Raw genomic sequence first — 23,792 nt, forward strand, 5'->3', positions numbered from 1 at the left:
CCACGTTCCCTGAAGAACGCAATACGCGTGAACTCCTCTTTCTGCGGTGAACGGAGCACATTCAGTTCAACCATCGGTGCCGATTTCGGGTCAATTTCGAGTTCAAGCTCCATCGCATTGCCATTGATGCCTTCCAGCACGATCTCTTCGTTCGCGGGGAGTGTCATCGCATTGACATGCTGATGTTCATACCGCAACGATTCAATATCACCCGCAGGCTCGATGCCGACTTCATCTCTGGAGAGGAGTGTCAAGCGACGCGGCAGCGTCATGATCTGATTCCAACCCTTGGTAGGCTTCGCCGGGTTCATGTTATAGATAACGATCAGTCCACCGTTCCCGTCAGGTGTCGCCGAGGGTGCGTGGACACCCGCTGGAGATGCCGCCCCGAAATTGTTCTTCGCACCTGCTGTCACGACGAACTTGTCGCGTTCGGTGTCATAATCACCGAGCAGATATTGTCCGCCGCTCATGTGGCTAAAGAAAAGGAGCATGTGGCGATCTCCGATGGGCCAGAAATACGGACACGCCCCATCATCACCCACCAATGTGAACATATCGTCTTCAACAAATGGGTGTAGATAGACCCAGTTCGCTAAATCGGCTGAACGGAGCAGGAAGTTGGCACGAATTGGTTTACCACCGGGTCCGTGCGGGAGTGTGCCACCGGAAAGCGAATAATACATGTCGTCTTTCTTCCAGATACACGGGTCAAAGACGCGGTAAACCGGAGTCGTGCCGTCCGCGTGTTTCGCCGGGATGACCGCTTTGCCGGATACCTTCTCCCAATTCAGAAGCAACGGATCGCTCGACACGGCAACCATATTGCCGACAACTGTGCCATGATACATCGCGATCACACGGTCTTCTTCTACAAGCGTCGCACCCGAAAAACAGCACCTTTCGGGGTTCGGGTAAATTGCATACGGCAAATCGCGCCAATGGATGAGGTCGTCGCTTATCGCGTGTCCCCAATGCTGTCGTGTGTCTTCAGGTGGATACGCCTGATAGAAGAGATGCCAGCGTCCTTGCCAGAAACAGAGCCCGTTCGGATCATTGAGCATCGCTTCGGGGTTGATGTAGTGATAAATCGGACGGTGCGGATCGCCTTCATAGGTTTTCCGATAAGCGTTAAGCCGTTGCATCAGCGGATTCGTTTCCAATTCTGCTTCTTGCGCTTCCAGCGTCTCCGCAAACGTGTAGTACGGTACACGCGAGGTGTAATCTTCGTTTGCCATCGTTTCTCCTCTGTGTAATTTCTATGAAATTCTATAGTTTTTAGCATACCATAGAATTGATCGTATGTCCAAAAAATTTTCCATTGACATTTTTGAATTGACACGATTTTTAGGGCATGCTATACTGCACAAATCCGTTCTGAGTAAAAAGTCAATATAGGACATTTAATCGTTGAATCGTTGAAGGAGGGGGAAGGATGGATAAAATTGAGAAACAACCCGGCAAAAAAGCGGAGATGCACGTCGGTGTTCAAGGTATCGGGACATCTCCCAAAGAGTTGACATTCCTCATGCGGCACGGTGTAACGCATATGGATACTACTCCCGAAGACACTGAAACCGAAACGCTGATTCGACATAAGGAAGAAGCAGCGGAAGCGGGTGTCAGTCTTGAGATGATTCATATCGGGATGCCGAGGAGCATTACGCTTGCGCAAGATCCGCAGCGCGACAAAGATATTGAGGAAGTTTGTAAGACGATTGAGAATGCTGCGGCGGCAGGTTTACGAGGTTTGAACTATAACTTTTGCATCCTGCAAAATCAACGAACTGAGAGCACGTTCGGACGTGGCGGTTCAAGCTACAGCACTTTCGATTTCTCCAAGTACGATAATGAAACACTTTCAGAAGCTGGTGAGGTAAGTCGCGAAGAAGCGTTTGATCGGATCGCTTATTTCCTTGAGCGTATAATTCCAGTCGCTGAAGAAAACAAAATCCAGATGGCATGTCATCCGAACGATCCACCCGCCCCTATCTTGAGAGGTGTCGAACGCTGGAACTACCCCGTTTTTGATGGCATGAAACGTTACGCTGAAATTGCGGAGAGCCCCTACCATGGATTTAACTTCTGCTGTGGCACTGTGTCGGAGGGTTTAGACGATCCGGGTACTGAATTCTATGAAATTATCCAGTATTTCGGCGAGCAGAAGAAACTTTTCAATATTCATTTTCGTAACATTCGCGGCGGACTGCACAACTTCCAAGAGGTCTGGCCCGACGAGGGACACCTTGACATGCACAGAGTTGCGCAGACCCTCCGAGATGTAGAATACCCCTACATGTTAATGCCTGACCACGCACCAGGGCATCCAGACGATCCATCGCCACCGGGTGTTTCTGGTAGAGTTAGACAGGCGTGGGCATTCCAGTTCGGATATATTATCGCCCTGATTCAGGCGGTCAATTCGGTAGCGTAGGTTAATTTGGTTTCAATGAGAGCAATACACTGAGTCAAAACGTATCTTAACGGTAAATTCAACCTTTGGGAGGTAAAAATGAAATCCATTATAACGCAATTAGCGATCATCACCATCAGTCTGAGTCTGATCTTCACAGTACATACTTACGCGGAGATCGATTTTAGCACCGCAAGGGGCATTTGGCTACTTGACGAAGGTGACGGCAATGTTATCAACGATATGTCTGGAAACGAGAATCATGGTGAACTTCAGGGTGGAGAATGGGTCGAAGGTCCTGATGGCCCTGCCTTAAGTCTAAATGGACAAGATGATCGGGTTATCATCGCAGATTCCGATAGTCTGTATCTCGAAGAGGCATGGACGATCACCGCATGGACTTTTGTGAATACAACCGAGAACGGTTTTGGACATATTCTTGGCAAAAGACCTGCATCTGGAACCGTGGCGAATTACGCGTTCAGGACAAGCGGCAATGGTCAAGGCTGGGAAGCATACTATGCACGAGACGGTTGGAAAGGTGCCTGGAATCAAGGTTCAGTCAAGAAAGGGGAATGGTTGTATATGACCGCAACCTATGACGGAACAGATACCATTAAAATCTATGAAAATGGCACTGAAATCGGTTCCGTTGGGGGGATGGGTGGACCGGCTCCCCGAAATGACACTGTGGTCAACATCGGCGGTTGGACCGACAACACTTCAGAGACACTTGACGGTATGCTCGCTCAGGTCGCGCTTTTCAGTGTCGCCTTGGCGGAAGAAGATATAAACACCCTCATGGAGGACGGGCTATCATCCTTAGCAGCTGTTGAGCCTTCTAACAAACTCGCAACGACGTGGGCAGACATCAAATCTCAATAATAGATGCGGCAAATTGGGTGCGGTCAGTGTGTCCTTTGCAAACTATCTGCACCCGTTTCGCAATTGCTAATTTTACCCAGTCGAAACAAGTTGGCTTATAGCAAACTGAATCTTTAAGGAGATAAAATAAAAATGAAATCCATTATAGTCAGTTTAGCGATTATCACCATCAGTCTGACCTTCGCAGTACATACTTATGCGGAGATCGACTTTGAAACCGCAAGGGGCATTTGGCTGCTCAACGAAGGCAAAGGCGATGATATCGAAGATATTTCTGGAAACGACAACCACGGTGAACTTCAAGGCGGAAAATGGATTAAAGGACCGGATGGCCCTGCCCTCAGTTTAAACGGCGTAAATGATCGGGTTATCATCGCAGACTCCGAGAGTATGTATCTGGAAAAGGCGTGGTCAATTACTTCATGGGTGTATGTCAACAAAACCGAGAACGGTTTTGGCCATATTCTCGGTAAAAGACCTGCGAATGGAACCGTAGCAAATTACGCCTTTAGGACAAGCGGCAATGGCACCGGTTGGGAAGCTTACTTTGCGCGAGACGGTTGGAAAGGTGCCTGGGGGCAAGGAAATGTGAAGAAAGATGTCTGGTTGTATATGACCGCAACGTACGACGCAAAGGATACCATCAAGATCTACGAAAATGGCGTTGAAATCGGTTCTGTTGGAGGGATGGGTAAACCAGGGCCCCAGAATGACACCGAGGTCAACATCGGCGGTTGGACTAACAATACCTCAGAGACACTTGACGGTATGCTCTATGAGGTTGCAATCTTCGCTTCCGTACTGGAAGAAGACGACATAAACGAGCTGATGGAGAAGGGGCTCCTAACACTCATGCCTGTTGAACCTTCTGGTAAACTTGCCACGACATGGGCAGGCATCAAATCTCGGCAATAGATTCGGCAAATCAAGTGCAGCTGGTGTGCTCACTGAACGACTGGCTGCACGCATTTGATATTTGCTGTAAAGAGATAGCATGACCGAACATATTGAACGTGCAAGAACATTGAATCGTCAAGCATGTAATGACGTTGATCACGGACAGCTTGATGCGGCGAAAGTTGCCTTAAATGCAGCAATTCGTCTCGCACCGGATTTGGCAGCACCGTACACTAATTTGGGTGTCTTGCACTGTTGGGAAGGTGAGTTAGACAAAGCCATCGGTTTACATCTTAAAGCACGTCGCCTCGATCCGAATCTCTCAGCACCCCACACGAATCTTGGTGTCGTTTATGCGTGGCAAGGGAAACTTGACGCAGCATTTCAATCGCTTCAGACAGCACTCCAGTGCAACCCAAACTCCGCTGAGGCATATACGAACTTAGGGTTCGTCTACATCTCCCAAGGAAAACTTGATAAGGCTATAAGCGCATCAGAAAAAGCAATTCAACTTGGCGATGGTGGAGAAGCACAGTTGAACCTCGGGCTGATTTATAGTTGGCAAGGACGGTTTGATGAAGCCATTGAACTTTATCAAAACGCGCTTGAAACCGATCCAACGCTGGCAGAACCTCATAATAATCTCGGACTCGCTTACCTGTTGCAAGGCGAACTTGCGCGTGCTATTGATGCATTCAAGACTTCAATTGAACTCGACGGTGGTGAAGAACCGCATACAAATCTTGGACTCGTGTACAGTTGGCAAGGAAAACACGAGGAGGCAATCGCGTTGCACAAGGCAGCACTGGATATGGCACCTGATTCAGCAGAAGCGCAGATCAACCTCGGTTTCGTTTACATCTGCCAAAATCGGCTTGATGAAGCAAAGGTTATGTTAGAAGGCGCACGTCGCAGTGACCCAGATTCTGGAGAGGCAAATACCAACCTCGGAATTATCCTCTTTCACGAAGGCAGTATTGAAGCGGCTGTTGCTGCATACAAAAAAGCCGGAGCAACGGCTGAAGCGCGCAACAACCTTGGCATCGTCTACCATCAACAAGGCAAACGCGATGCTGCAATCGCGGAGTTCAAAGCGGCGATCGCAGCCGAAGATTTACAAGAAGCACATACCAATCTGTCAATCGTGACAGGTAGTGTAGGAAATATAGACACGTCAGAACTCCAGATTTCGCCAATTGGCGTGCCAGTCGGTGTCCCGGCTGTATGGTGTGAATTCGTGAATTGAAAAACTAACACTATATTACCACACACCTCGCGCGACAATATATTTATGGAAAAACTATGACACAATTGCCTAACGTCCTCCTTATTCTCGCTGACGACCACGGTTATGGCGATATTTCGGCACACAACGGCCCCTCAATCCAGACCCCGAATATTGACCGGATTGCTGAACACGGAACACGGTTTACCAGATTTTACGCGAACTCCTCCGTCTGTTCGCCAAGCCGGGCATCCCTCATGACCGGACGCTATCCCGATAGGGCCGGCGTGCCAGGTGTGATTCGCACGCATCCAGAAAATAGTTGGGGGTATTTTCGACAGGATGCGGTCACGCTCCCTTCAGCCTTGAAACAGAAAGATTACCGTACCGCACTCATCGGTAAGTGGCACCTTGGACTCGAACCAGAGAATCACCCTTGCAAACGCGGATTCGATCATTTTCACGGTTTCCTCGGCGATATGATGGACGACTACTACACACACCGCAGACACGATATAAACTACATGCGTCACGGTTTTGATACCATTGATCCGAGAGGACACGCTACAGATCTCTTTACAGAATGGAGTATGGACTTCATTCGCGCACAAGCACAATCGTTTGAACCTTTTTTTCTTTATCTTGCCTACAACGCGCCGCATACCCCGATCCAACCGCCTGATGAATGGATTGCGCGGGTACAGGAACGCGAACCCGACATTTCACCGCAACGCGCAAAATATATCGCGCTCGTTGAGCACATGGACGCTGGTATTGGACGCGTACTCGACACGCTTGAGGACACCGATCAATTGTCGAATACGCTTGTTATCTACACATCGGACAACGGCGGCGCAATGAACGTTGGTGCTCACAACGGTCCGTTACGCGGGCAAAAAGGTGAAATGTACGAAGGCGGCATCCGAGTCCCTACGTGTGCAATGTGGCCCGGATACATCCAAGACGGATATGTTACGGATCAGGTTGCGCTGCTCATGGATCTGTTCCCGACGATATGTGAAGTGGCAGGCGCGTCAATTCCCGAAGGCATCGAAGGACGCTCAATTTGGCAGACGCTTCAAGGCGAACAGCAGGACTTCTCGGAGCGTATACTCTATTGGCTACGAAGAGAAGGGGGACAACGCTTCCTCGGACAGTGCCAACATGCCATCCGGCGTGGAGACACGAAATTGTTGCACAACAGCCCCTTTGAACCGTTGGAGCTCTACAATCTGTCAAACGACCCATTGGAAACAACGGATAACGCACAAACGGAGACAGCACTTTTCAGAGAAATGAGCCAACTATTTCAAGCAGAAACACAGAAGGCAGGGAGTGTGCCTTGGCAACGAGGAAATTAGGAGGATATTGTTTTGAAACAACAAAATGGACATGAGGCATCAGAACCTGACGACACTTTTGGCATGCACATCAACTCACAGAGCGCAGATAACAACAATACAATTAAACGCGTACAAAAACATGGCTATGCTACCCTTCACGATGCCGCGCGAGACAATGCCTATGAAGCCGTGGCAGCGTTGATAGAAAATGGGGCTGATGTCAACGCAAAAGACAAATATGGCTATCCACCGCTGCACTGGGCAGCGTGGCACAATGCTTATGAAGCGGCATCAGTGTTAATAGAAAATAGGGCTGATGTCAACGCAACGAACGATAAGAATTTTGCCCCGTTACACTGGGCAGCGTGGAATAATGGACACGAAACAGTAGCGGTGTTGATGAAAAATGGAGCAGATGTTAACACGAGGAACGAAGATGGGGACACGCCACTGCACTGGGCAGCATGGCGCAATGTCTATGAAGCCGAAGGCGTATCGCTCGAAAGCAACATAAATATTAATCCAAGGGACAAATCTGGTTATACCCTTCTGCACTGGGCAGCATGGCGAAACGCCTATAAAACAGCGGAAGCCCTAATCCAAAATGGTGCTGATACGAACGCAGCGAACAATAAAGGTCTCACACCGCTGCACATCGCAGCCGAGGACGATACCTCCGAAGTCGCAACGGTACTGCTTAAAAATAGCGCGAACGTCAACACAAAGGACAAAAATGGCGACACACCGCTGCACATCGCAGCATCACACAATGCACATGAGACCGCAGTAGTTCTGCTTGAAAACGGAGCAAATACCAGCGCAGCGAACGACAATGGGCATACGCCTTTGCATATTGCTGCAGAAAAGAGAGCACACGAAACCGTCAAGGTCCTCTGCGACCACCGCGAGCGAAAGGGATGGTCTTGGTAATCACTTCTCTATTCTATGATAAACACAAATAATCTCACCTTATGGTATCAGAAACCAGCCGCAGCATGGACAGACGCACTACCTCTCGGAAATGGGAGACTCGGTGCAATGGTGTTCGGCGGCGTGAAACGCGAACGCATCCAGCTCAACGAAGAAACCCTTTGGGATGGTGGTCCTCGCGATACCAATAATCCAAAGGCTTTGGAAGCACTCCCGAAGGTGCAAAAACTCCTATTCGAGGATAAAAACGAAGAAGCAACCAAACTTGCCGGTGAAACGATGCTCGGCGTGCCAGAACGCATTAAATCTTACCAGTCGCTTGGAGATGTGTTTCTGGAATTTTCACACAATGGTGCGACGCATTACCACCGAGAACTCGATTTAAACACAGGCATTGCCAAGACAACCTATCGCTGTGGTGATGTCAATTTCACAAGAGAAGTTTTTGCGACAGCCGTAGATGACCTCATCGTTATCAGAATCGAATCTGATACGACACGACAAATCGCTTTTGATATGACGATGACACGTGAGCAAGATGCCACTGTTGAGGCAATTGCCGCCAATATTCTCCGGCTTGACGGACAGTGTGGCGACGACGGCGTACGGTTTTCAGCCTACCTACAGGTGGACGCTGAAAACGGAACGATCGAGTCAACGGGAGAAAGTCTGTCTGTCAATGGCGCGGATGCTGCCACACTTTTTCTTTCCGCTGCGACGAGTTATGTAAGCCAGACGAATACGAGTGAAATGCCGAACGCGCTTTGTGAGGATTATCTGGCAGGTATTGATACAAAATCTTATGCAGCTATTCGCGCCGATCACGTTGCTGAACACCAATCCCTCTTCCAACGCGTCGATTTAGACCTCGGTGCTACGGATGCGGAAAATCTCCCTACCGACGAGCGATTAAATGCGGTAAAGGCGGGCGCGTCAGACCCAGGCCTCGTTGCACTCTATTTCCAGTATGGACGCTATCTGCTAATGGGAAGTTCCCGACCCGGATGTCTACCTGCGAATCTGCAAGGAGTCTGGAATGAACACATGAACGCCCCTTGGAACAGCGATTTCCATACCAATATCAACCTTCAGATGAACTATTGGGTCCCCGAAATCTGTAACCTACCAGAATGCCACACACCGCTATTTGATTACATGGACACACTCGTTGAACCCGGAAATCGGACAGCCAAAATCCATTACGGTGCTGATGGCTGGGTTGTTCATCATCTCTCCGATATTTGGGGGTTCACAACGCCCGCTGATGGTATCTGGGGGATTTCGCCTGTCGGTGCTGCATGGTTATGTGAACACGTCTGGGAACACTACCTTTTCGGTGGCGATAAGGACTTTCTCATAAAGCAGGGCTACCCACTGATGAAAGGTGCTGCCCGTTTTATGCTTGATTTTCTCGTGGAGGCACCCGAAGGCACACCCGTTGCGGGTAAACTGGTCACCAATCCGTCGCATTCACCCGAAAATAGTTTCCTGAAACCAGACGGCACACGCTCCCTCTTCACCTATGCCGCAACAATCGATCTGGAAATTATACATGAACTCTTCACCAACTGCATCGCTTGCATTGATGTCCTCAATGAAGATGCAGAATTCCGCGCTGAGTTAGTCTCCGCTTTAGAACGGCTTGCACCGCTCCAGATTAGCGAAAAAACGGGACGACTGCAGGAATGGGTGTTCGACTACGACGAACCTGAACCTGGCCATCGACACATGTCGCACATGTATGGACTCCATCCGAGTTGTCAGATTACGCTGCGTGGCACACCAGAGTGGGCGGCGGCGGCAAAGAAATCGCTGGAATATCGGCTGGCACACGGCGGTGGACATACGGGGTGGAGCCGCGCATGGCTCATCAACTTCTGGGCGCGACTTGAAGATGCTGAAGAGGCATACACCCATCTCCAAGCACTTCTGGCGAAATGCACCTTGACGAACCTCTTTGATACACATCCACCCTTCCAGATTGACGGCAATTTCGGAGGTGTCTCCGGTATAGCAGAGATGTTGATCCAAAGTCATGCAGGGGAGATTCACCTACTGCCTGCACTCCCGCAGGCATGGCGCACCGGACATGTCAAAGGTTTACGCGCTCGCGGTGGGTTTGAGGTAGATATGGCATGGGAGAATGGACAACTCACTGAAGCGCGACTTTATTCCACATTGGGGAATGACTGTACCGTCCGAACAACAGCCACTGTTAGCGTGACATGCAACGGACAATCGGTTGATACAGAACAATCGGATTCAGTTCTGACCTTCGGAACGGAGACTGGAAAAACATATATTTTCGCATAAGTCTGTTTATATTGATAAACGCGGTTGATCGCTGTACTGTTTAATCCGTTCGTTCGCCAGTCGAATATACTTCTCCTCAATATCGTAACCGATATAGTGCCGACCTGATTTCAACGCACTCAAACATGTCGTGCCGCTGCCACAAAACGGATCCAAGACAACATCGCCGACGAAGGTATAGAGCTGGATTAACCGATGCGGCAGCGCCTCAGGAAACGGTGCCGGATGTCCGATGCGTTTCGCTGAGACAGACGGAAAACGCCAGACGCTTTTTGTCCATTCTAAGAAATCCTCTTTACAGATTGAATTCTCTTTGCCGTTACGTTTTCGAGAGAAGGAGCCTTTAGAGAAAACGAGGATGTATTCATGAACGTCCCTCAGTACCGGATTCGCTGCTGACAACCAACTGCCCCACGCTGTTGAACTCCCGGCACTTGAGGCTTTATCCCAAATGATTTCACCCCGCATGTGGTAGCCGATCGCCAGCATATCTTCTATGATGTAACTATGCAACGGGATATACGGCTTCCGTCCTAAATTGGCGATATTGATACATGCCCTACCACCGGTGACCAATCTTCTATAGGTCTCGGCGAAAACAGTATAGAGGAGTTCCCTATATTCCGCGAGCGACAGATCTTCGTCATATTCCTTTTTGGCATTGTAAGGCGGGGATGTAACCATCAGGTGGATACTATCATCCGGGATTTCGGACATCTGTGCGCTGGAGGCACAATAGAGTCGATTGAGGTTTTCGGCGGGAATAGGATTCTCTATCCACGTATCAGGTTCCGAGAGTTCCTGATCAGCATAGAGTTTACTCCCATAAAACGCACTGGCATCGTGATTGATTCTTCCAGGGGTACCGAACGCACTGGTCTGAGTCCCACCCTTTCGAGATTCCGAATTTTTGTTATAATTATGTCCCATACCCATTTTCTGCACCTATCTATGTCTCAATACCGGTCCGGACGCCAATAAATAACATCCCGTTTTGGAAACAAAACCGCCAAAAATGCCGAGATTTCTGCGGGGACTGTAGTATCAGAACTTATCTGTTCCCACCCTATTTCGCCAAATAGGAGTTTCCAAAAATCCGCTTCAGATAAGTTCATGTCGAAATCAACTGCATCGGCATCCTCAGGGACGATTTGCAGGGTGCCATCAGCATTATGCCGCAGCACTGCTTGCTGGTCGTTGAGAGCAGGCAATTTGACAGCAAGCAGTGGAAATGTCGCTTTGACATCCGCAATTCGCGATTCCCATCCGACAACAAGACGACGCAAGAACACCGGTAGGTTCACAGCATAGAACATCATCGGTGTTCCCTCTACCCGTGTTAAGGTGCCATTACACTTCTCTACAACGCGTTGCACAAAAGGATGTTGAGACGAGATCATCGACGAAAACGTACAGCTGACTTTCTCAACGCTGTGTGTTTGAAAAAGATGAGACAGAAGCACATCCAAAATCTCCTCCGAATTGTCGGGCATGTATCCAACCTCAAGTACCTCAGCTACTTTTCCACCTAACTGATAATTGAAATATCCACCTAATTCGGAAGCAGAAGTCTCTCCTACTCGGCGCGCGACAACAGTCGGAAGAATACCCCGTAGACGAGAGGGTGCCATATCCCAGTAAGCACGCGTTCGGGCAATAACCCCGCTCTGCTGTTCATTAGCGATGTCGTATAACTTCGCCACAGCATCTAAATCCGTTTCTGGGGTAAAATCGGTTATTTGCCATCCAGGTGGAGTCTCTGCCTCTATTGACGCATTACACATCACAATAGAACTTCGCAAGGGCAAAGAAACCCAACCCAGTTTGCCGTAAAACTCGTCTGGAATGATAGTAAACAAAGCACCTATGTCGTACCCTGTTGCCTTCAAGTACCCAATAGTATCCCGCATGAGAGCGGACGCGTATCCAACACCACGATAGTGGGGATGTGTACAGACACCACCGATGCCCCCCATGGTCACGAGAGATTCCCCGACCCGTATCCGTCGCTCCCAAACGCGCAAAGTCGAGACAACCTTTTCATTCACTACAACAACACGGGTTTGTGACGGACGATAACTGCTATCACCTTGGACATACTGCCAATAGCGTTCATGATCATCTGAATCAAAAGCCAAGCAACTAAGTTCGATAACTTGCTCTAATTCTGATTTGTGAGCTGCTCTAATTTCCATATTTTTAACGATTAAGTTTCTGCTCCGATTTTGCCGTTTTGATCAACAACTCGTACCTTACTCTACTATATTTGGAGCCGAGTTGTTGGTCAAAAAATCGGTTTCCGATAAGCTTTAACAATGCCTGTTACGATCACATTCCTGGCAGGATGAAATTCCACCAGCAAAAGTAATAAAACCACCTTACACAGACTACTGGTTGTGGCGTGTTATTGGCTTCTGTGAAATCTTTACGTTGAATCCACATTATTTTCCTCACCACAACCTTTCAAGTGTTTTTCGTGAATGTATGCCCATTCTTTCGTAAGCACTAATTAACATCCAGTTTCAAATTTGGATTCTTCTCAAGTAAGATATCCAACTGTTCTTTATCTATATTCGGATTCCCAGAAATGTATAAAGACTTAAGATTGACCAATTTTATGAGTGGACTGATGTCGTTAATTCTATTATTCCGGAGAGCTAACTCTGTGAGATTTGTCAAACCTGCAAGTGGATTGATGTCACTGACTTCATTATCTATGAGATCTAACCACGTGAGTCTTATCATATCTGTGAGCGGACTAATGTCGCTGATTTCATTACTCCAAAGATATAATTCTCTGAGCCTTGTCAAACCTGCGAGTGGACTGATGTCACTGATTGCATTGATGCCGAGATCTAACCACGTGAGATTTGTCAAACCTACGAGTGGACTGATGTCACTGATTTTATTATTTGTAAGACTCAACCATGTGAGATTTGTCATATCTCTGAGTGGACTAATGTCGCTGATTACATTACGATGAAGAAATAACTCCGTGAGATTTGTTATATCTCTGAGTGGACTAATGTCGCTGATTGTATTATGATAAAGAGTTAACTCCGTGAGATTTGTCATATCTCTGAGTGGACTAATATCACTGAGTGCATTGGAACCGAGTTCTAATTTCCTAAGATATGTCAATCCCCTGAGTGGACTGACATCCCTGATTGCATTAGAGTCAAGCTCTAAATGCACGAGATTTTTCATATCTGCGAGTGGACTGATGTCACTAATTTTATTGAAGTCAAGTTCCAACAACGTGAGATTTGTCGTCAATCCCGAGAGTGGACTGATATCGCTGATTTCATTACCTGTGAGACCTAACACCTTGAGTTTTGTTAATCCTACAAGTGGACTGATGTTACTAATTTCATTGGAGGCAAGTCCTAATATCTTGAGATTTGTCAATCCTGTGAGGGGTTTGATATTGCTTATTTTGTTGCCTGATAAACCTAATTCCGACAGCCGGGTTGCATGTTCTAAGCCGGTGATATCACGTATCATTTCTTCCGGTGCCGCATCGTTCTGTGTTGAAGCATCCAAAACCGTTAATGTTGTCAGTTGCACCTTCGGAATCGCAGCCTCTGCGGGTAAATAGAGTGCCTCACGCACCCTTTTCGCCAAATTCACATCAGGGAATTCCACTTTTGTGTCCTGTAAAAGATAGTTGCTGATCATTTCCGCAGCAACTGCCCCTTTAGGGGTATCTCCTAATGTTTGGTGAACAATCGCCAGTCTGCCACGATTTCCGTCTCGGACAATGACGGGATCCGCGAAGATCCCCTGAGCGTCCCCAGTACTACTCGCAAAAACCTTTTCAGCAAACCATTCTCCTTGAAGTTGATTCAAAGGAAACGGTCTCATAGATACAAAATTGACTGAACTCGGAGCCAGTTCTTCTCCATCGGCTGTGACAGACATGAAGGGGTAAGGTGGAACATCAGGTGAGTTAGGAAAAAGAGATATAAAAGGATGGTCCATGAGGTTTCTCAAAGCCCCGTGTTCGTTTGTGCCTACGGCTTCCTTAGATTCCGGGGTCCATTCACCAATGACATCAATATCGCTGCTATAACCTAAATAACCAGCGTGATTCAGAATAGTGTCCCCATCCGGTGTTTCAATCCAGTTCTCTGCGACAGACCCATCGGGTTGGATATTTCCCACAGCATAGATCGTGGTAGGGATAACACCATAAAGAATTAAGACATTCACAGCATCGTCTGCGGTTGTCTGAAGCATCCAATCCCTGACGGATTCCTCATTTTTCGTAATTTCTACTTGAATTCCTTTAGAGGCCAAGAGTCTTTTCGTAGTTCCTGCTTCAATTGTTGCGTCCGCTTGTGTTATCCAAATAGTGCGACCTATATAAATCAAAACGTTTGCCGGTTTGTCGGTCAAAACCGGTTTGACCATTTTATTCATCTTGTCACAACCGATAAAGGAGAGCATCCAGCCGATTAAAACAACAATCAATATCCATAGATATTTTCGCACCGTTATATTCCGTAAGTATAAGATACGCTTGAACAAGGCATACCATAGCATCCTGCACAAGCATTCGTTTGGAGTTGTATAGCACATCAGCGGCTACAGTTGACGTTTCGTGTGACGCATATTATACCATAACTTAAGTTGCCATCTAAGCAAAAAGGCAAACCGATCACATAAATTGATATCAGGACATATTTTTATTATTTTTTTAAATAAATTTGCTCTAATAGAGTTGATCATACTTCAATTTGATGTCAAATCGAATCCATCTATGGATTTCAGAATAAAATTTTAGAAATAGAACAACTCATTGCATTGAAAAGATAACGCCTAATGCCTCATTCGGCGTTTGAATCAACTTTTCACACCCTTCAGATGCCTGATCAATCGGGATAATATCCGTAATCAAAGGATTCACCTGAATTTTGCCTTCGGACATCAGTCGTAGCGATAACTCCAAGTTGCGTTGTGTGGGCCACGGAACAAATACCGGTGGGTAATCCGCGCCGTGTTCATAATCCTCGTCGTGGTAGCCGGGTCCGGTACGTGCCGCGCTAATAACGTCTACATTGCCGAGTCCTGCTGCAAAACCGTGCGTAATGCTCGCACCACCAACGATGACAATCCGTCCCACCTTGTGTGTATCGGGGGCAGTCTTTAGCATCGCACGAATCTGCTGAAACGCGCTCGTCGCATCGCCACCGAAGGCGATAATCCCACAATCCATGCCATAACCGTTAGTGAATCCCTCTGCGATGGGAATCGGATCCGTTTCGGATACGTTTACAGCGCAGTGGACCCCAGCGTTTTCGGCGATACCTATTCGTAAGGGTAGTTGGTCTAAACCGATGACATAAGCCCCCGCTGTTTTGGCGATTTGACACGCAAATTGCCCAACGATACCTAACCCAGCAACAACAACGTTTTCGCCGATGCGGATACGTCCGCGTTGCACGGCGTGCAATGCCGTTGCCGCAAGATGAATAGAAGCAGCGTCCTCGTCAGCGACATCATCAGGAATCTTCGCGCATAGATTGTGCGGTACACAAGCATAAGTTGCGTGGAGCGCGTAACCACCGCCCATACCAGCCACCCGATCGCCGATCTCAAATTCGTCGCAATCGCCTTCCATACCGACAACAACACCGGAATTCGTATATCCAAAGGGACGCTGCCTCGCTTCAGCACCTGGATTCTCGCGTCGCCGTTTAACACCACCGAGTTCCGTACCCGGACTTACCATTGAGGCGCGAACTTCAACCAACAATTGACCGGGCTTCGGCGCAGGCGTTTCCTGCTCCTCCGTCCAGATACGTCCCGCTTCATTCATCACCACAACTTTTCTCGTTTTACTCATAAACAATCCTCTCTGATTTTAATTCCGGTATGGTTCCAAATCAATCCCCGGATATGCTTGCGCAAGACGTGCAAGGGCTTCCGGCGTATAATACGCATCCCCAGGTGCGGGCCACCCTAAAACGCGCCGCACAGCTGGGGTCGTTTGCGTGACAAATTTCATATAGTTTGGGCTGCCCCAACCGGGCACTGGGCGCGTCGTTTTGCACCAATCGTCATTGTCTGCCCGATGGAAGTGATACCCCATCCACCCACGCTGTCTGTTCTTGTTCTCAAACGGTTGTGCCGCATGAACCAAGTAACTGGAACGGAACGACACACTCCCCGCTTTCGCCGTAAGCGGAACCGGATCCGCGAGTTCTCCTTTAAACTCACGCAGATCAGGAATACCCATTCCGCCTGCTCTACCGGGGTACTTCGCCCATATTTTATCCAACTGGCTCTGTGAACCTGGGCAGACAAGCATCGGTGCACCGTCTAATTCAATGTCGTGTGGGAAGATAGCGGTCAAAATATATCCGTACCGTTGCCAATCCGGGTGCGGTGGCAAAGGTGAGTTCGTCGCATTGTCGATGTGATAACCCTGCCACGGATGCTCGCTATGACGGCTATCGGTAAGTCCCTCTCGAAAGAATATCTGCCCATAACCGAGCCGAATTTCTTCGGTGTCTAACAGCTGCTTTGCAATCGCCAAATATGCTTCATTTTCAATCAGTTTATCTACCGCTTCCAACCCTGTCGGGAAATGTACCGCTTTTCCAAACGGACCCGCAAGTCGTTGCATATCACTGCGTTCTTGATATGCACTTTTCAGTGCGTCTGGCTGCGGCCCCCATTTCGCTTGATATTCGGCGTAAGTTAATCCATCGTATGCATTCCGTTCAATCTCTTCTAACGCGGGCGCAATTATTTCGGGTGGAAATACGTTGGGCACCACGATGATTCCGTCCCGTTTCCATGTTGCCAATTGTTGTGTCGTCAGTTGCATGAGGTTACCTCCGTGTGAATTTTTCCCATTTATCCTCTTGAACTACTTCACTATCTGCTTTCTGTTGAATCGTCTGCCACCATTCCTGATTTTCGACGTACCATTGAATCGTCTCACGCATGCCATCTTCAAAGTCAATCGTCGGTTCCCATCCAATATCACGGTTTATCTTTCCTGAATCCAACAGGTACCGACAATCGTGTCCGGGGCGGTCAGGGACATAAGTTTTCAAATGCTGCGGTTTGTCAAGAACATCTAAGATAAAATCGCTAATATCCTCAATGCTCTTCTCCACACCACTTCCGACGTTGTAGGTTTCACCGATTTTGCCGTGCTTGATCACCGCTGCAACGGCTCGACAGTGGTCTTCAACGTGCAACCATTCTCGGCGGTTATGGCTGCTTCGGTAGAGCGTTAAGGGTAAATTTTGGATCGCATTTGTTGTGAAGAGTGGAATGAGTTTTTCTGGATGCTGGTAGGGACCGTAGTTGTTCGCACAATTAGAAATTGTTATCGGCATGTTGAAACTATGGAAGTAAGCATTCACGAGATGATCGGCTGCTGCTTTAGAAGCATTATAAGGGGTTTGTGGACGATACGGCGTGCATTCATCAAATGCGTCAGGTGAGTCCAGCGAGAGTTCACCGTAAACTTCGCACGTAGAGATATGATGGAATCGCTGGACCTCATACTTCCGAGCTGCGTCCAATAAAACCTGCGTACCCATCACATTCGTCTCAAAGAAACGTCGTGGATGTAGAATTGCACGGCTATTGTGCGACTCCGCAGCGAAATTGACTATTACATCCGATGCCTCTTTTTCCAAGACACTTTCCACCAACACCGAATCCAAAATGTCGCCATGGGTAAACGTGTAACGTTCAGGGTAACGTTCCGCTACATCCATCAAATTGGTGCTATTGCCAGCGTACGTCAGCAAATCAAGGTTAACAATGGCATCGTCCGGGTGGTGCCGTAACCAGTATCGGATGAAGTTGGCACCGATAAATCCAGCACCACCAGTGACAAGTAACTTCATTACTTAAGAGTTCCCTTCTACAAGGTCAAATATCGTCCGTTGATCCGGATGCATCGCTTCAGTGGAGGTATCGACATCACCGGGTGTTTCCGTCTTTCTGCGTCGCGTCGGTGCCAGAATGTCCAGATCCATTTTCGCATGTGATGCTACAACCCGTTTTTGTATCTGATTGAGTTCGTGCCGAAGAAAGATAAAATAGGCATCATCACCGTTTGACATGTCCTCAAGCGACTCAAGGAGCGTTAGGAATGTCTTAAGTTCGTTTTCTTCCAACCACTGCATCGACGCCGCAAAAGCGACACGTGTCTTATATTGATACATGTTATGATTACGTTTTAACAAAACCGACCAGAGTCTCTGCACTCGGTCAACATGTTGTTCGCTCAACGTGCCTTCACCGTTGAGTGCGAGTTTGCGTCTTCGCCGCTCTGCGCTCACTTCACCGCGTTTCGTCCCTGGTTGAGTTTGTTCTGCTGCGTCTAACGTTGCTTGCCCGCGCGCCTTTCTACGGGTTTTAAACCGATCGTAAAGTGCTGCGACCATCACCTCCGACATAAGCGTCTTAAATCTTTCAGGATCACGGGTTTCAAGGAACAGTAGAGACGCGTAGGCAAGTGGATCCGCATGCGGCGAATCTAACTTTACCAACCGCAAAACCCGCTCTGCGTGCTGTTCCATTTTCGTTCCGATTCCGTTCAAACAAAACTTGCCACGTTTTTTAGCCATCAGTCCACTCCCTTGGATGAATAACTATATCTTATCAGAAACAGACATAGCCTGTCAATCCAAATTCACTTTCAAATCAGTGCCATTCAGTTTCCTATTTTGTCTGGTTTCCGATCCTCGTCGATCGGGTTTGAAACTTTACCTACTAACAACTGATAACCGAAAAAACAAAAATACGCTTGACAAATAATTGCAAATATTGTAAGATAATCAATCCAAATCGTAGTACTTTCTAAGTAGAGGGACCGTGTCTCATGGTCTTGCGAAGGAACAATAATGCGCCAACGTAAATTAGGAAACACAGGACTAACCGTCTCTGAAATTGGCATGGGAACATGGGAACTCGGAGGACGTGAATGGGGAGACATCAGTGAAACAGACGCTGTTGATCTCCTCCGATATGCCTTTGAAAGCGGTGTCACCTACTACGATACGGCAGACCAATACGGTGGTGGACGCGCTGAACAGTTACTCGGTGAGGCTTTCTCAGCACTCGGCAATAGAGTCGTTATCGCCACGAAACTCGGCTATGAATTGGACTCTGATGGCTGGATTAGCCAAGGATGGGAACACCCAGCGTTTAATGTTTCACCTGATTATATCCGGTCAGCCGTTGAAGGAAGTCTCACGCGGTTGAAGAGAGATGTCATAGACATCTATCAATTCCATGGACCACCGCCGGCATCCGAGTGGGATGATGCGTTCGGCACAATGGAAGACCTCAAAACTGAAGGCAAAATCCGATTCTATGGGATGGGGCTCGGTAGTGAGGCAGACGCACTGAAAGCAATAGCAGGGACCGGTATCTCCTCGTTGATGCTCACCTACAACATCCTCACTCAAGGGATGGCGACACCAGTGATGGAAACCGCCGCTGAAAAAGGAGTCGCCATTGTCGTCCGGCAACCGCTGTCGTCCGGACTGCTCTCTGGACAACTCGGACCGGACACTGTGTTTGCAGAAAACGATTATCGGAAAACCTGGTCTCGCGAGAAATTCCTCGCTGACCTGGAACGGGTGAAACAGGTGAAGTCGATCATCGGCGATAAGGCGCGAAGCCTCCCACAAGCCGCCCTCAAATTCATCTTAGCACATCCGGCAGTCTCCTGCGTCGTGCCAGGGATGATGACACCGGCACAAGTTGACGATGGTGTAGCCACTTCAGGGGCAGCCCCTCTGCCGGCCACAGTCTTAGACCAATTACAAAACAATTAAGGGAAATATATGAAGGTTATTGCGGATCTTTGCGTCGTCCCGATGGGTGTCGGCGTTTCGGTCTCAAAATATGTCACTGCGTGTGAGAAGGTGCTAAAAGCAGCAGGTTTGGAAACGAAATTGCACGCCTACGGCACGAATATCGAGGGCGATTGGGATGTTGTATTCGCAGCAATCCGGCGGTGCCATGAGGTCGTCCATGAGATGGGCGCACCCCGAATCACAACAACACTCAAGTTCGGCACCCGAATTGATAAAAAACAAACGATGGAAGACAAGGTTACCAGCGTCCGAAAACACTTAGAATCACATAGGTAGGTTATACGCTTCAAATGGACAAAAAATTTTTCCTGATAGGGTTAGCATGTCTGATAAGCTTTCTCATGACAACAAACATCAGCCAAGCACAAGAACGTATCACCGGTCCGTGGCTCTGGATGATCGCGCTAACCGAACTTAATCAAGGCGGACAGGCTTCTACCGATATTGACTCACTCAATGAAGCCAGCAAAGGCAGAACCTCCGAAGAACAAATTGCAGAAAACGGAGCGAAAGAGGGCGATCCCGTCAGCGGTTATAAATGGACTCCCGGTGAACTTCCTGCCGATGGAAATATCAATGCGATGCTCGTTGATATAGGAATGACAGAAATCGCTGATTTCAACGATGTCACGTCTTACGCCATTATCATAATCGAATCCGACAGAGAGCAACGTAATGTAATGATGGGAGTCAGCAGCGATGATGCTATCAAAGTCTGGCTCAACGGCAGTGTCGTTCATAAGAACGCAGTCAACCGCGGACGTGGAGGCCCCAATGAATTCCAAGATGAATTTCAGGTTAACCTCAAAGAAGGGGCAAATCTGTTGATGGTCAAGGTCAGTGAACGCGGTGGCGGTTGGGGTATGAACGTCGGCATTGATGCGAATTTCGAGCACAGCCTAAACTTTGATGATTATGAACACGTTGAATTTGACGCTCAGGGAGACCCCATACCCGTACAAGAAAATGAATGGGGCGCAAATAGACGCATTACCGGCCCGTGGCTCTGGATGATCGCACCCACCAAAGCCAATCAAGGCGGACAGGCTTCTACCAATGTTGATTCGCTTGATGAGGAAAGTAACGGAAAAGTCACAGAAGAGGAAGTCGCAAAAAACGGTGCGAGAAAAGGTGATGTTGTCGGTGATTATAAATGGACGTTCGGCACCCTCCCAGCAGACGGTAACATCAATGCAACTGTCGTATCAATTGGTATGACAAACGTCGCTGACTTTAACGATGTTACATCCTACGCTTTGATTACCCTTAAAACCACGAAAGCACAGCGCGACGTTACGATGGGTGTCAATAGTGATGATTCTATCAAGGTTTGGCTCAACGGTGAAGTCATTCATACCAACGCCGTGAATCGCGGACGTGGGAACGCAAACACCTTCCAAGATACGTTTGATGTTGACCTCAAACGCGGTAGTAATCTGTTGATGGTCAAGGTCAGTGAGCGCGGCGGTGGATGGGGCATGTACGTCGGCATTGATGCAGATTTCGCTCTCACAAGCACACCAGGTTCTCTGTCCGTTGAACCTACGGGTAAACTTATAACAAAGTGGGGAGAACTAAAGCACGCCCGTTAGGCCAGTCGCTTTCAACCAAATAGTTCAAAATTCAATCGAGAAAATATATTTGGCATTTTTGGTAACCTGTGCTAACCTGTTTCGTTAGTTGAATAGACCGGACAGCTGTTGTTGTACAATTCTCTAAAACTTTTTGACAATCAATGAAAGGATGTTCTAAGTAAATAAATGCAGAAGAAATTATGGATAATAGGGCTGGTATATCTAATGAGTCTTTCGGTTATGATGCACATCGCCAATGCCGAAAAGCCAATCGCGGGACCGTGGCTCTGGATGATCGTACCTACCGATGCCGGTGTAGGCGGTCAGGCTTCTACCGATGAAGATTCTCTGGATGAAGCCAGCAAGGGCAAAGTCACCGAGGAAAAGGTCGCAAAAAATGGTGCTAAAGAAGGCGATGAAGTCGGTGATTATGAGTGGACTCCGGGCGAACTCCCAGCGAACGGCGACATCAACGTGTGTGTCGTGAATATTAAGATGACAAAAGTCGCTGATTTCAACGATGTTACGTCTTATGCACTTCTCATACTTGAATCCAGCAAAAAGCAGTCCGGTGTGACAATGGGTACCAGCAGCGATGATTCTCTCAAAGTCTGGCTTAATGGTGAAGAGGTCCATCGAATGGCTGTGAACCGTGGGCGCGGGGGTTTGCCCGCCAATATCAATGGCTACCAAGATAGGTTTGAAGTGGACCTGAAAAAAGGTGCGAATCTGTTGATGGTGAAGGTCAGTGAGCGCGGCGGCTGGGGACAGTATGTCGGTGTCGATGCTGATGTCGAACACCACATAGATTTTGATAAGTTTCAACCCGTCGAACCCGCCGGAAAACTGGCGACGCAATGGGCTGAAGTTAAAAATTCTTACTAAACTCGTTCTTTGTAAGCCTCAATCTGAAATTTGGGGCACAATTTTTTTCGCTTGATTTAATTATGGTATATCTGTTATACTACACCAAAGTGGTTGTCCTATCTGTGTCTGTGTAACCACTGACGTAATATTATTACCGGACACACAAAAACAGACAACTCTGATTCACTTAAAAAATGAAAATTAATTTGGAGGTTTTCATGTACAGGAAACTATTTACAATAGGTTTAGCATGTCTCATGGCTCTTTTTGTTATGACGGTAACACAGGTTGCCGATGCACAAGAACCCATTAAAGGACCATGGCTCTGGATGATCGCACCCACAGAAGCCAACCAAGGTGGACAGGCTTCTACCGATATCGACTCTCTCTCAGTCGCCAGTGGTGGTGATGTTACCGAAGAAATGGTCGCAGCAAACGGCGCAAACGAAGGTGACGTTGTCGGGGACTACGCATGGACGCTCGGCACGCTGCCCGATAACGGCGATACGAACGTTATGGCCGTCGACATAGGTTTGACAGAAGTTGCCGATTTCAACGACGTGAGTTCTTATTCACTTATCTACCTTGCCTCCGCTACAGCACAGTCCGGCGTAACGCTGGGGGTCAGCAGCGATGACTCTATCAAAGTCTGGCTCAACGGTGAAGTCGTCCATACAAACGCTGTCAACCGCGGACGCGGCGGGACACCCGCTAATATAGACGCCTACCAAGATAAAATTGAAGTGAACCTATTAGAAGGGGCTAATCTGTTGCTCGTGAAGGTGAGTGAACGCGGGGGTGGATGGGGACAGTACGTCGGTATCGATGCCGATGTCACTACCTCACCTACGCCACCTATCTTCCACATTCAAGGTGAATGGCTCTGGATGATCGCACCCACAGAAGCCAACCAAGGCGGACAAGCTTCCACCGATATCGATTCGCTCGCAGTTGCCAGTAACGACGATGTCACCGAAGAAGATGTCGCAATGAACGGCGCAACTGAAGGCGATGAAGTCGGGGATTACGCATGGACACTCGGCGAACTGCCAGCAGACGGAAACATCAACGCAATGCTCGTCGAACTCGGTGTGACAGAAAATGCTGATTTCAATGACGTTACCTCTTACGCACTTATCACGCTCGTAGCCGATGACGATATGGAAGGCGTGATGATAGGTGTCAGCAGTGACGACTCCGTCAAAGTCTGGCTCAACGGTGAAGTCGTTCATACAAACGCTGTCAACCGCGGGCGCGGCAACGCAGCCTCCTTCCAAGATACGTTCTCAGCCAACCTTGTAAAAGGTGACAACATTCTGATGATAAAAGTCAGTGAACGTGGCGGCGGATGGGGTATGTACGCTGGTATCAACGCCCCTGTCGAGGCTATCTATAAGTCAAGTGCACAGTTAGGCACATCTGTTGAAGCCGCTGGCAAACTGCCAACAACTTGGGGCAGCTTGAAAATTAAGTAATTGCCAAGTGCCT

The 23,792-nt window shown here is 48.2% G+C and carries 20 protein-coding genes; 12 read left to right on the forward strand and 8 right to left on the reverse strand.

The window, feature by feature from the left end; genetic code table 11:
• Nucleotides 1-1,238, reverse strand: a 1,238-nt coding sequence (locus OXH00_05960; GenBank protein MCY3740547.1) for a glycoside hydrolase family 32 protein, incomplete at its 3' end; no start/stop codon positions are given.
• Between the two features lie 197 nt (nt 1,239-1,435).
• Between OXH00_05960 and OXH00_05965 the strand changes: the two genes are divergently transcribed.
• The 7 genes from OXH00_05965 to OXH00_05995 all read left to right on the forward strand — a co-directional run bounded on the left by OXH00_05965 (nt 1,436) and on the right by OXH00_05995 (nt 10,006).
• The gene (locus tag OXH00_05965; GenBank protein ID MCY3740548.1) at nt 1,436-2,434 is read left to right on the forward strand and encodes a mannonate dehydratase; all 999 of its coding nucleotides are present in this window, start codon (nt 1,436-1,438) and stop codon (nt 2,432-2,434) included.
• Nucleotides 2,435-2,512: 78 nt separating this feature from the next.
• Nucleotides 2,513-3,298, forward strand: coding sequence for a LamG domain-containing protein (locus OXH00_05970; GenBank protein MCY3740549.1), 786 nt, complete (start codon nt 2,513-2,515; stop codon nt 3,296-3,298).
• Nucleotides 3,299-3,430: 132 nt separating this feature from the next.
• On the forward strand, nt 3,431-4,213 hold the full coding sequence (locus tag OXH00_05975) for a LamG domain-containing protein (protein ID MCY3740550.1): 783 nt from the start codon (nt 3,431-3,433) through the stop codon (nt 4,211-4,213).
• 79 nt (nt 4,214-4,292) lie between these two features.
• Nucleotides 4,293-5,441 (forward strand): tetratricopeptide repeat protein, encoded by a 1,149-nt coding sequence (locus OXH00_05980; GenBank protein MCY3740551.1) that lies wholly within the window; start codon nt 4,293-4,295, stop codon nt 5,439-5,441.
• Between the two features lie 56 nt (nt 5,442-5,497).
• Nucleotides 5,498-6,781: a sulfatase-like hydrolase/transferase gene (locus tag OXH00_05985; protein MCY3740552.1), complete on the forward strand. Its 1,284-nt coding sequence runs from the start codon at nt 5,498-5,500 to the stop codon at nt 6,779-6,781.
• Between the two features lie 12 nt (nt 6,782-6,793).
• Nucleotides 6,794-7,693: an ankyrin repeat domain-containing protein gene (locus OXH00_05990; protein MCY3740553.1), complete on the forward strand. Its 900-nt coding sequence runs from the start codon at nt 6,794-6,796 to the stop codon at nt 7,691-7,693.
• A 15-nt stretch (nt 7,694-7,708) separates the two neighbouring features.
• Nucleotides 7,709-10,006 carry a glycoside hydrolase family 95 protein gene (locus OXH00_05995; protein ID MCY3740554.1) on the forward strand — a complete coding sequence of 766 codons (2,298 nt, stop codon included), beginning with the start codon at nt 7,709-7,711 and terminating at the stop codon, nt 10,004-10,006.
• A 6-nt stretch (nt 10,007-10,012) separates the two neighbouring features.
• Here OXH00_05995 and OXH00_06000 read toward each other — a convergent pair whose 3' ends face one another.
• The 7 genes from OXH00_06000 to OXH00_06030 all read right to left on the reverse strand — a co-directional run bounded on the left by OXH00_06000 (nt 10,013) and on the right by OXH00_06030 (nt 18,558).
• A complete protein-coding gene (locus OXH00_06000) occupies nt 10,013-10,936 on the reverse strand; it encodes a site-specific DNA-methyltransferase (GenBank protein MCY3740555.1) in 924 nt (307 codons plus the stop codon).
• 26 nt (nt 10,937-10,962) lie between these two features.
• Nucleotides 10,963-12,201 carry a GNAT family N-acetyltransferase gene (locus tag OXH00_06005; GenBank protein ID MCY3740556.1) on the reverse strand — a complete coding sequence of 413 codons (1,239 nt, stop codon included), beginning with the start codon at nt 12,199-12,201 and terminating at the stop codon, nt 10,963-10,965.
• Between the two features lie 310 nt (nt 12,202-12,511).
• On the reverse strand, nt 12,512-14,500 hold the full coding sequence (locus tag OXH00_06010) for a leucine-rich repeat domain-containing protein (protein ID MCY3740557.1): 1,989 nt from the start codon (nt 14,498-14,500) through the stop codon (nt 12,512-12,514).
• A gap of 304 nt (nt 14,501-14,804) precedes the next feature.
• A complete protein-coding gene (locus OXH00_06015) occupies nt 14,805-15,854 on the reverse strand; it encodes a zinc-binding alcohol dehydrogenase (GenBank protein MCY3740558.1) in 1,050 nt (349 codons plus the stop codon).
• A gap of 18 nt (nt 15,855-15,872) precedes the next feature.
• A complete protein-coding gene (locus tag OXH00_06020) occupies nt 15,873-16,841 on the reverse strand; it encodes a phytanoyl-CoA dioxygenase family protein (GenBank protein MCY3740559.1) in 969 nt (322 codons plus the stop codon).
• A gap of 4 nt (nt 16,842-16,845) precedes the next feature.
• A complete protein-coding gene (gene rfbB, locus OXH00_06025; GenBank protein ID MCY3740560.1) occupies nt 16,846-17,880 on the reverse strand; it encodes a dTDP-glucose 4,6-dehydratase in 1,035 nt (344 codons plus the stop codon).
• A 3-nt stretch (nt 17,881-17,883) separates the two neighbouring features.
• The gene (locus OXH00_06030; GenBank protein MCY3740561.1) at nt 17,884-18,558 is read right to left on the reverse strand and encodes a hypothetical protein; all 675 of its coding nucleotides are present in this window, start codon (nt 18,556-18,558) and stop codon (nt 17,884-17,886) included.
• A 324-nt stretch (nt 18,559-18,882) separates the two neighbouring features.
• Here OXH00_06030 and OXH00_06035 point away from each other — a divergent pair, with 324 nt between their 5' ends.
• The 5 genes from OXH00_06035 (at nt 18,883) to OXH00_06055 (ending at nt 23,779) form a co-directional block, all read left to right on the forward strand.
• Nucleotides 18,883-19,821 carry an aldo/keto reductase gene (locus OXH00_06035; protein ID MCY3740562.1) on the forward strand — a complete coding sequence of 313 codons (939 nt, stop codon included), beginning with the start codon at nt 18,883-18,885 and terminating at the stop codon, nt 19,819-19,821.
• Nucleotides 19,822-19,830: 9 nt separating this feature from the next.
• On the forward strand, nt 19,831-20,139 hold the full coding sequence (locus OXH00_06040) for an MTH1187 family thiamine-binding protein (protein ID MCY3740563.1): 309 nt from the start codon (nt 19,831-19,833) through the stop codon (nt 20,137-20,139).
• A gap of 14 nt (nt 20,140-20,153) precedes the next feature.
• A complete protein-coding gene (locus OXH00_06045; GenBank protein ID MCY3740564.1) occupies nt 20,154-21,455 on the forward strand; it encodes a hypothetical protein in 1,302 nt (433 codons plus the stop codon).
• Between the two features lie 168 nt (nt 21,456-21,623).
• The gene (locus OXH00_06050) at nt 21,624-22,322 is read left to right on the forward strand and encodes a hypothetical protein (GenBank protein MCY3740565.1); all 699 of its coding nucleotides are present in this window, start codon (nt 21,624-21,626) and stop codon (nt 22,320-22,322) included.
• A gap of 200 nt (nt 22,323-22,522) precedes the next feature.
• Nucleotides 22,523-23,779 (forward strand): hypothetical protein, encoded by a 1,257-nt coding sequence (locus tag OXH00_06055; protein ID MCY3740566.1) that lies wholly within the window; start codon nt 22,523-22,525, stop codon nt 23,777-23,779.
• Nucleotides 23,780-23,792 lie beyond the last annotated feature (13 nt).

It is taken from the genome of Candidatus Poribacteria bacterium, from assembly GCA_026706025.1.
In the GTDB taxonomy this organism is placed as follows: domain Bacteria; phylum Poribacteria; class WGA-4E; order WGA-4E; family WGA-3G; genus WGA-3G.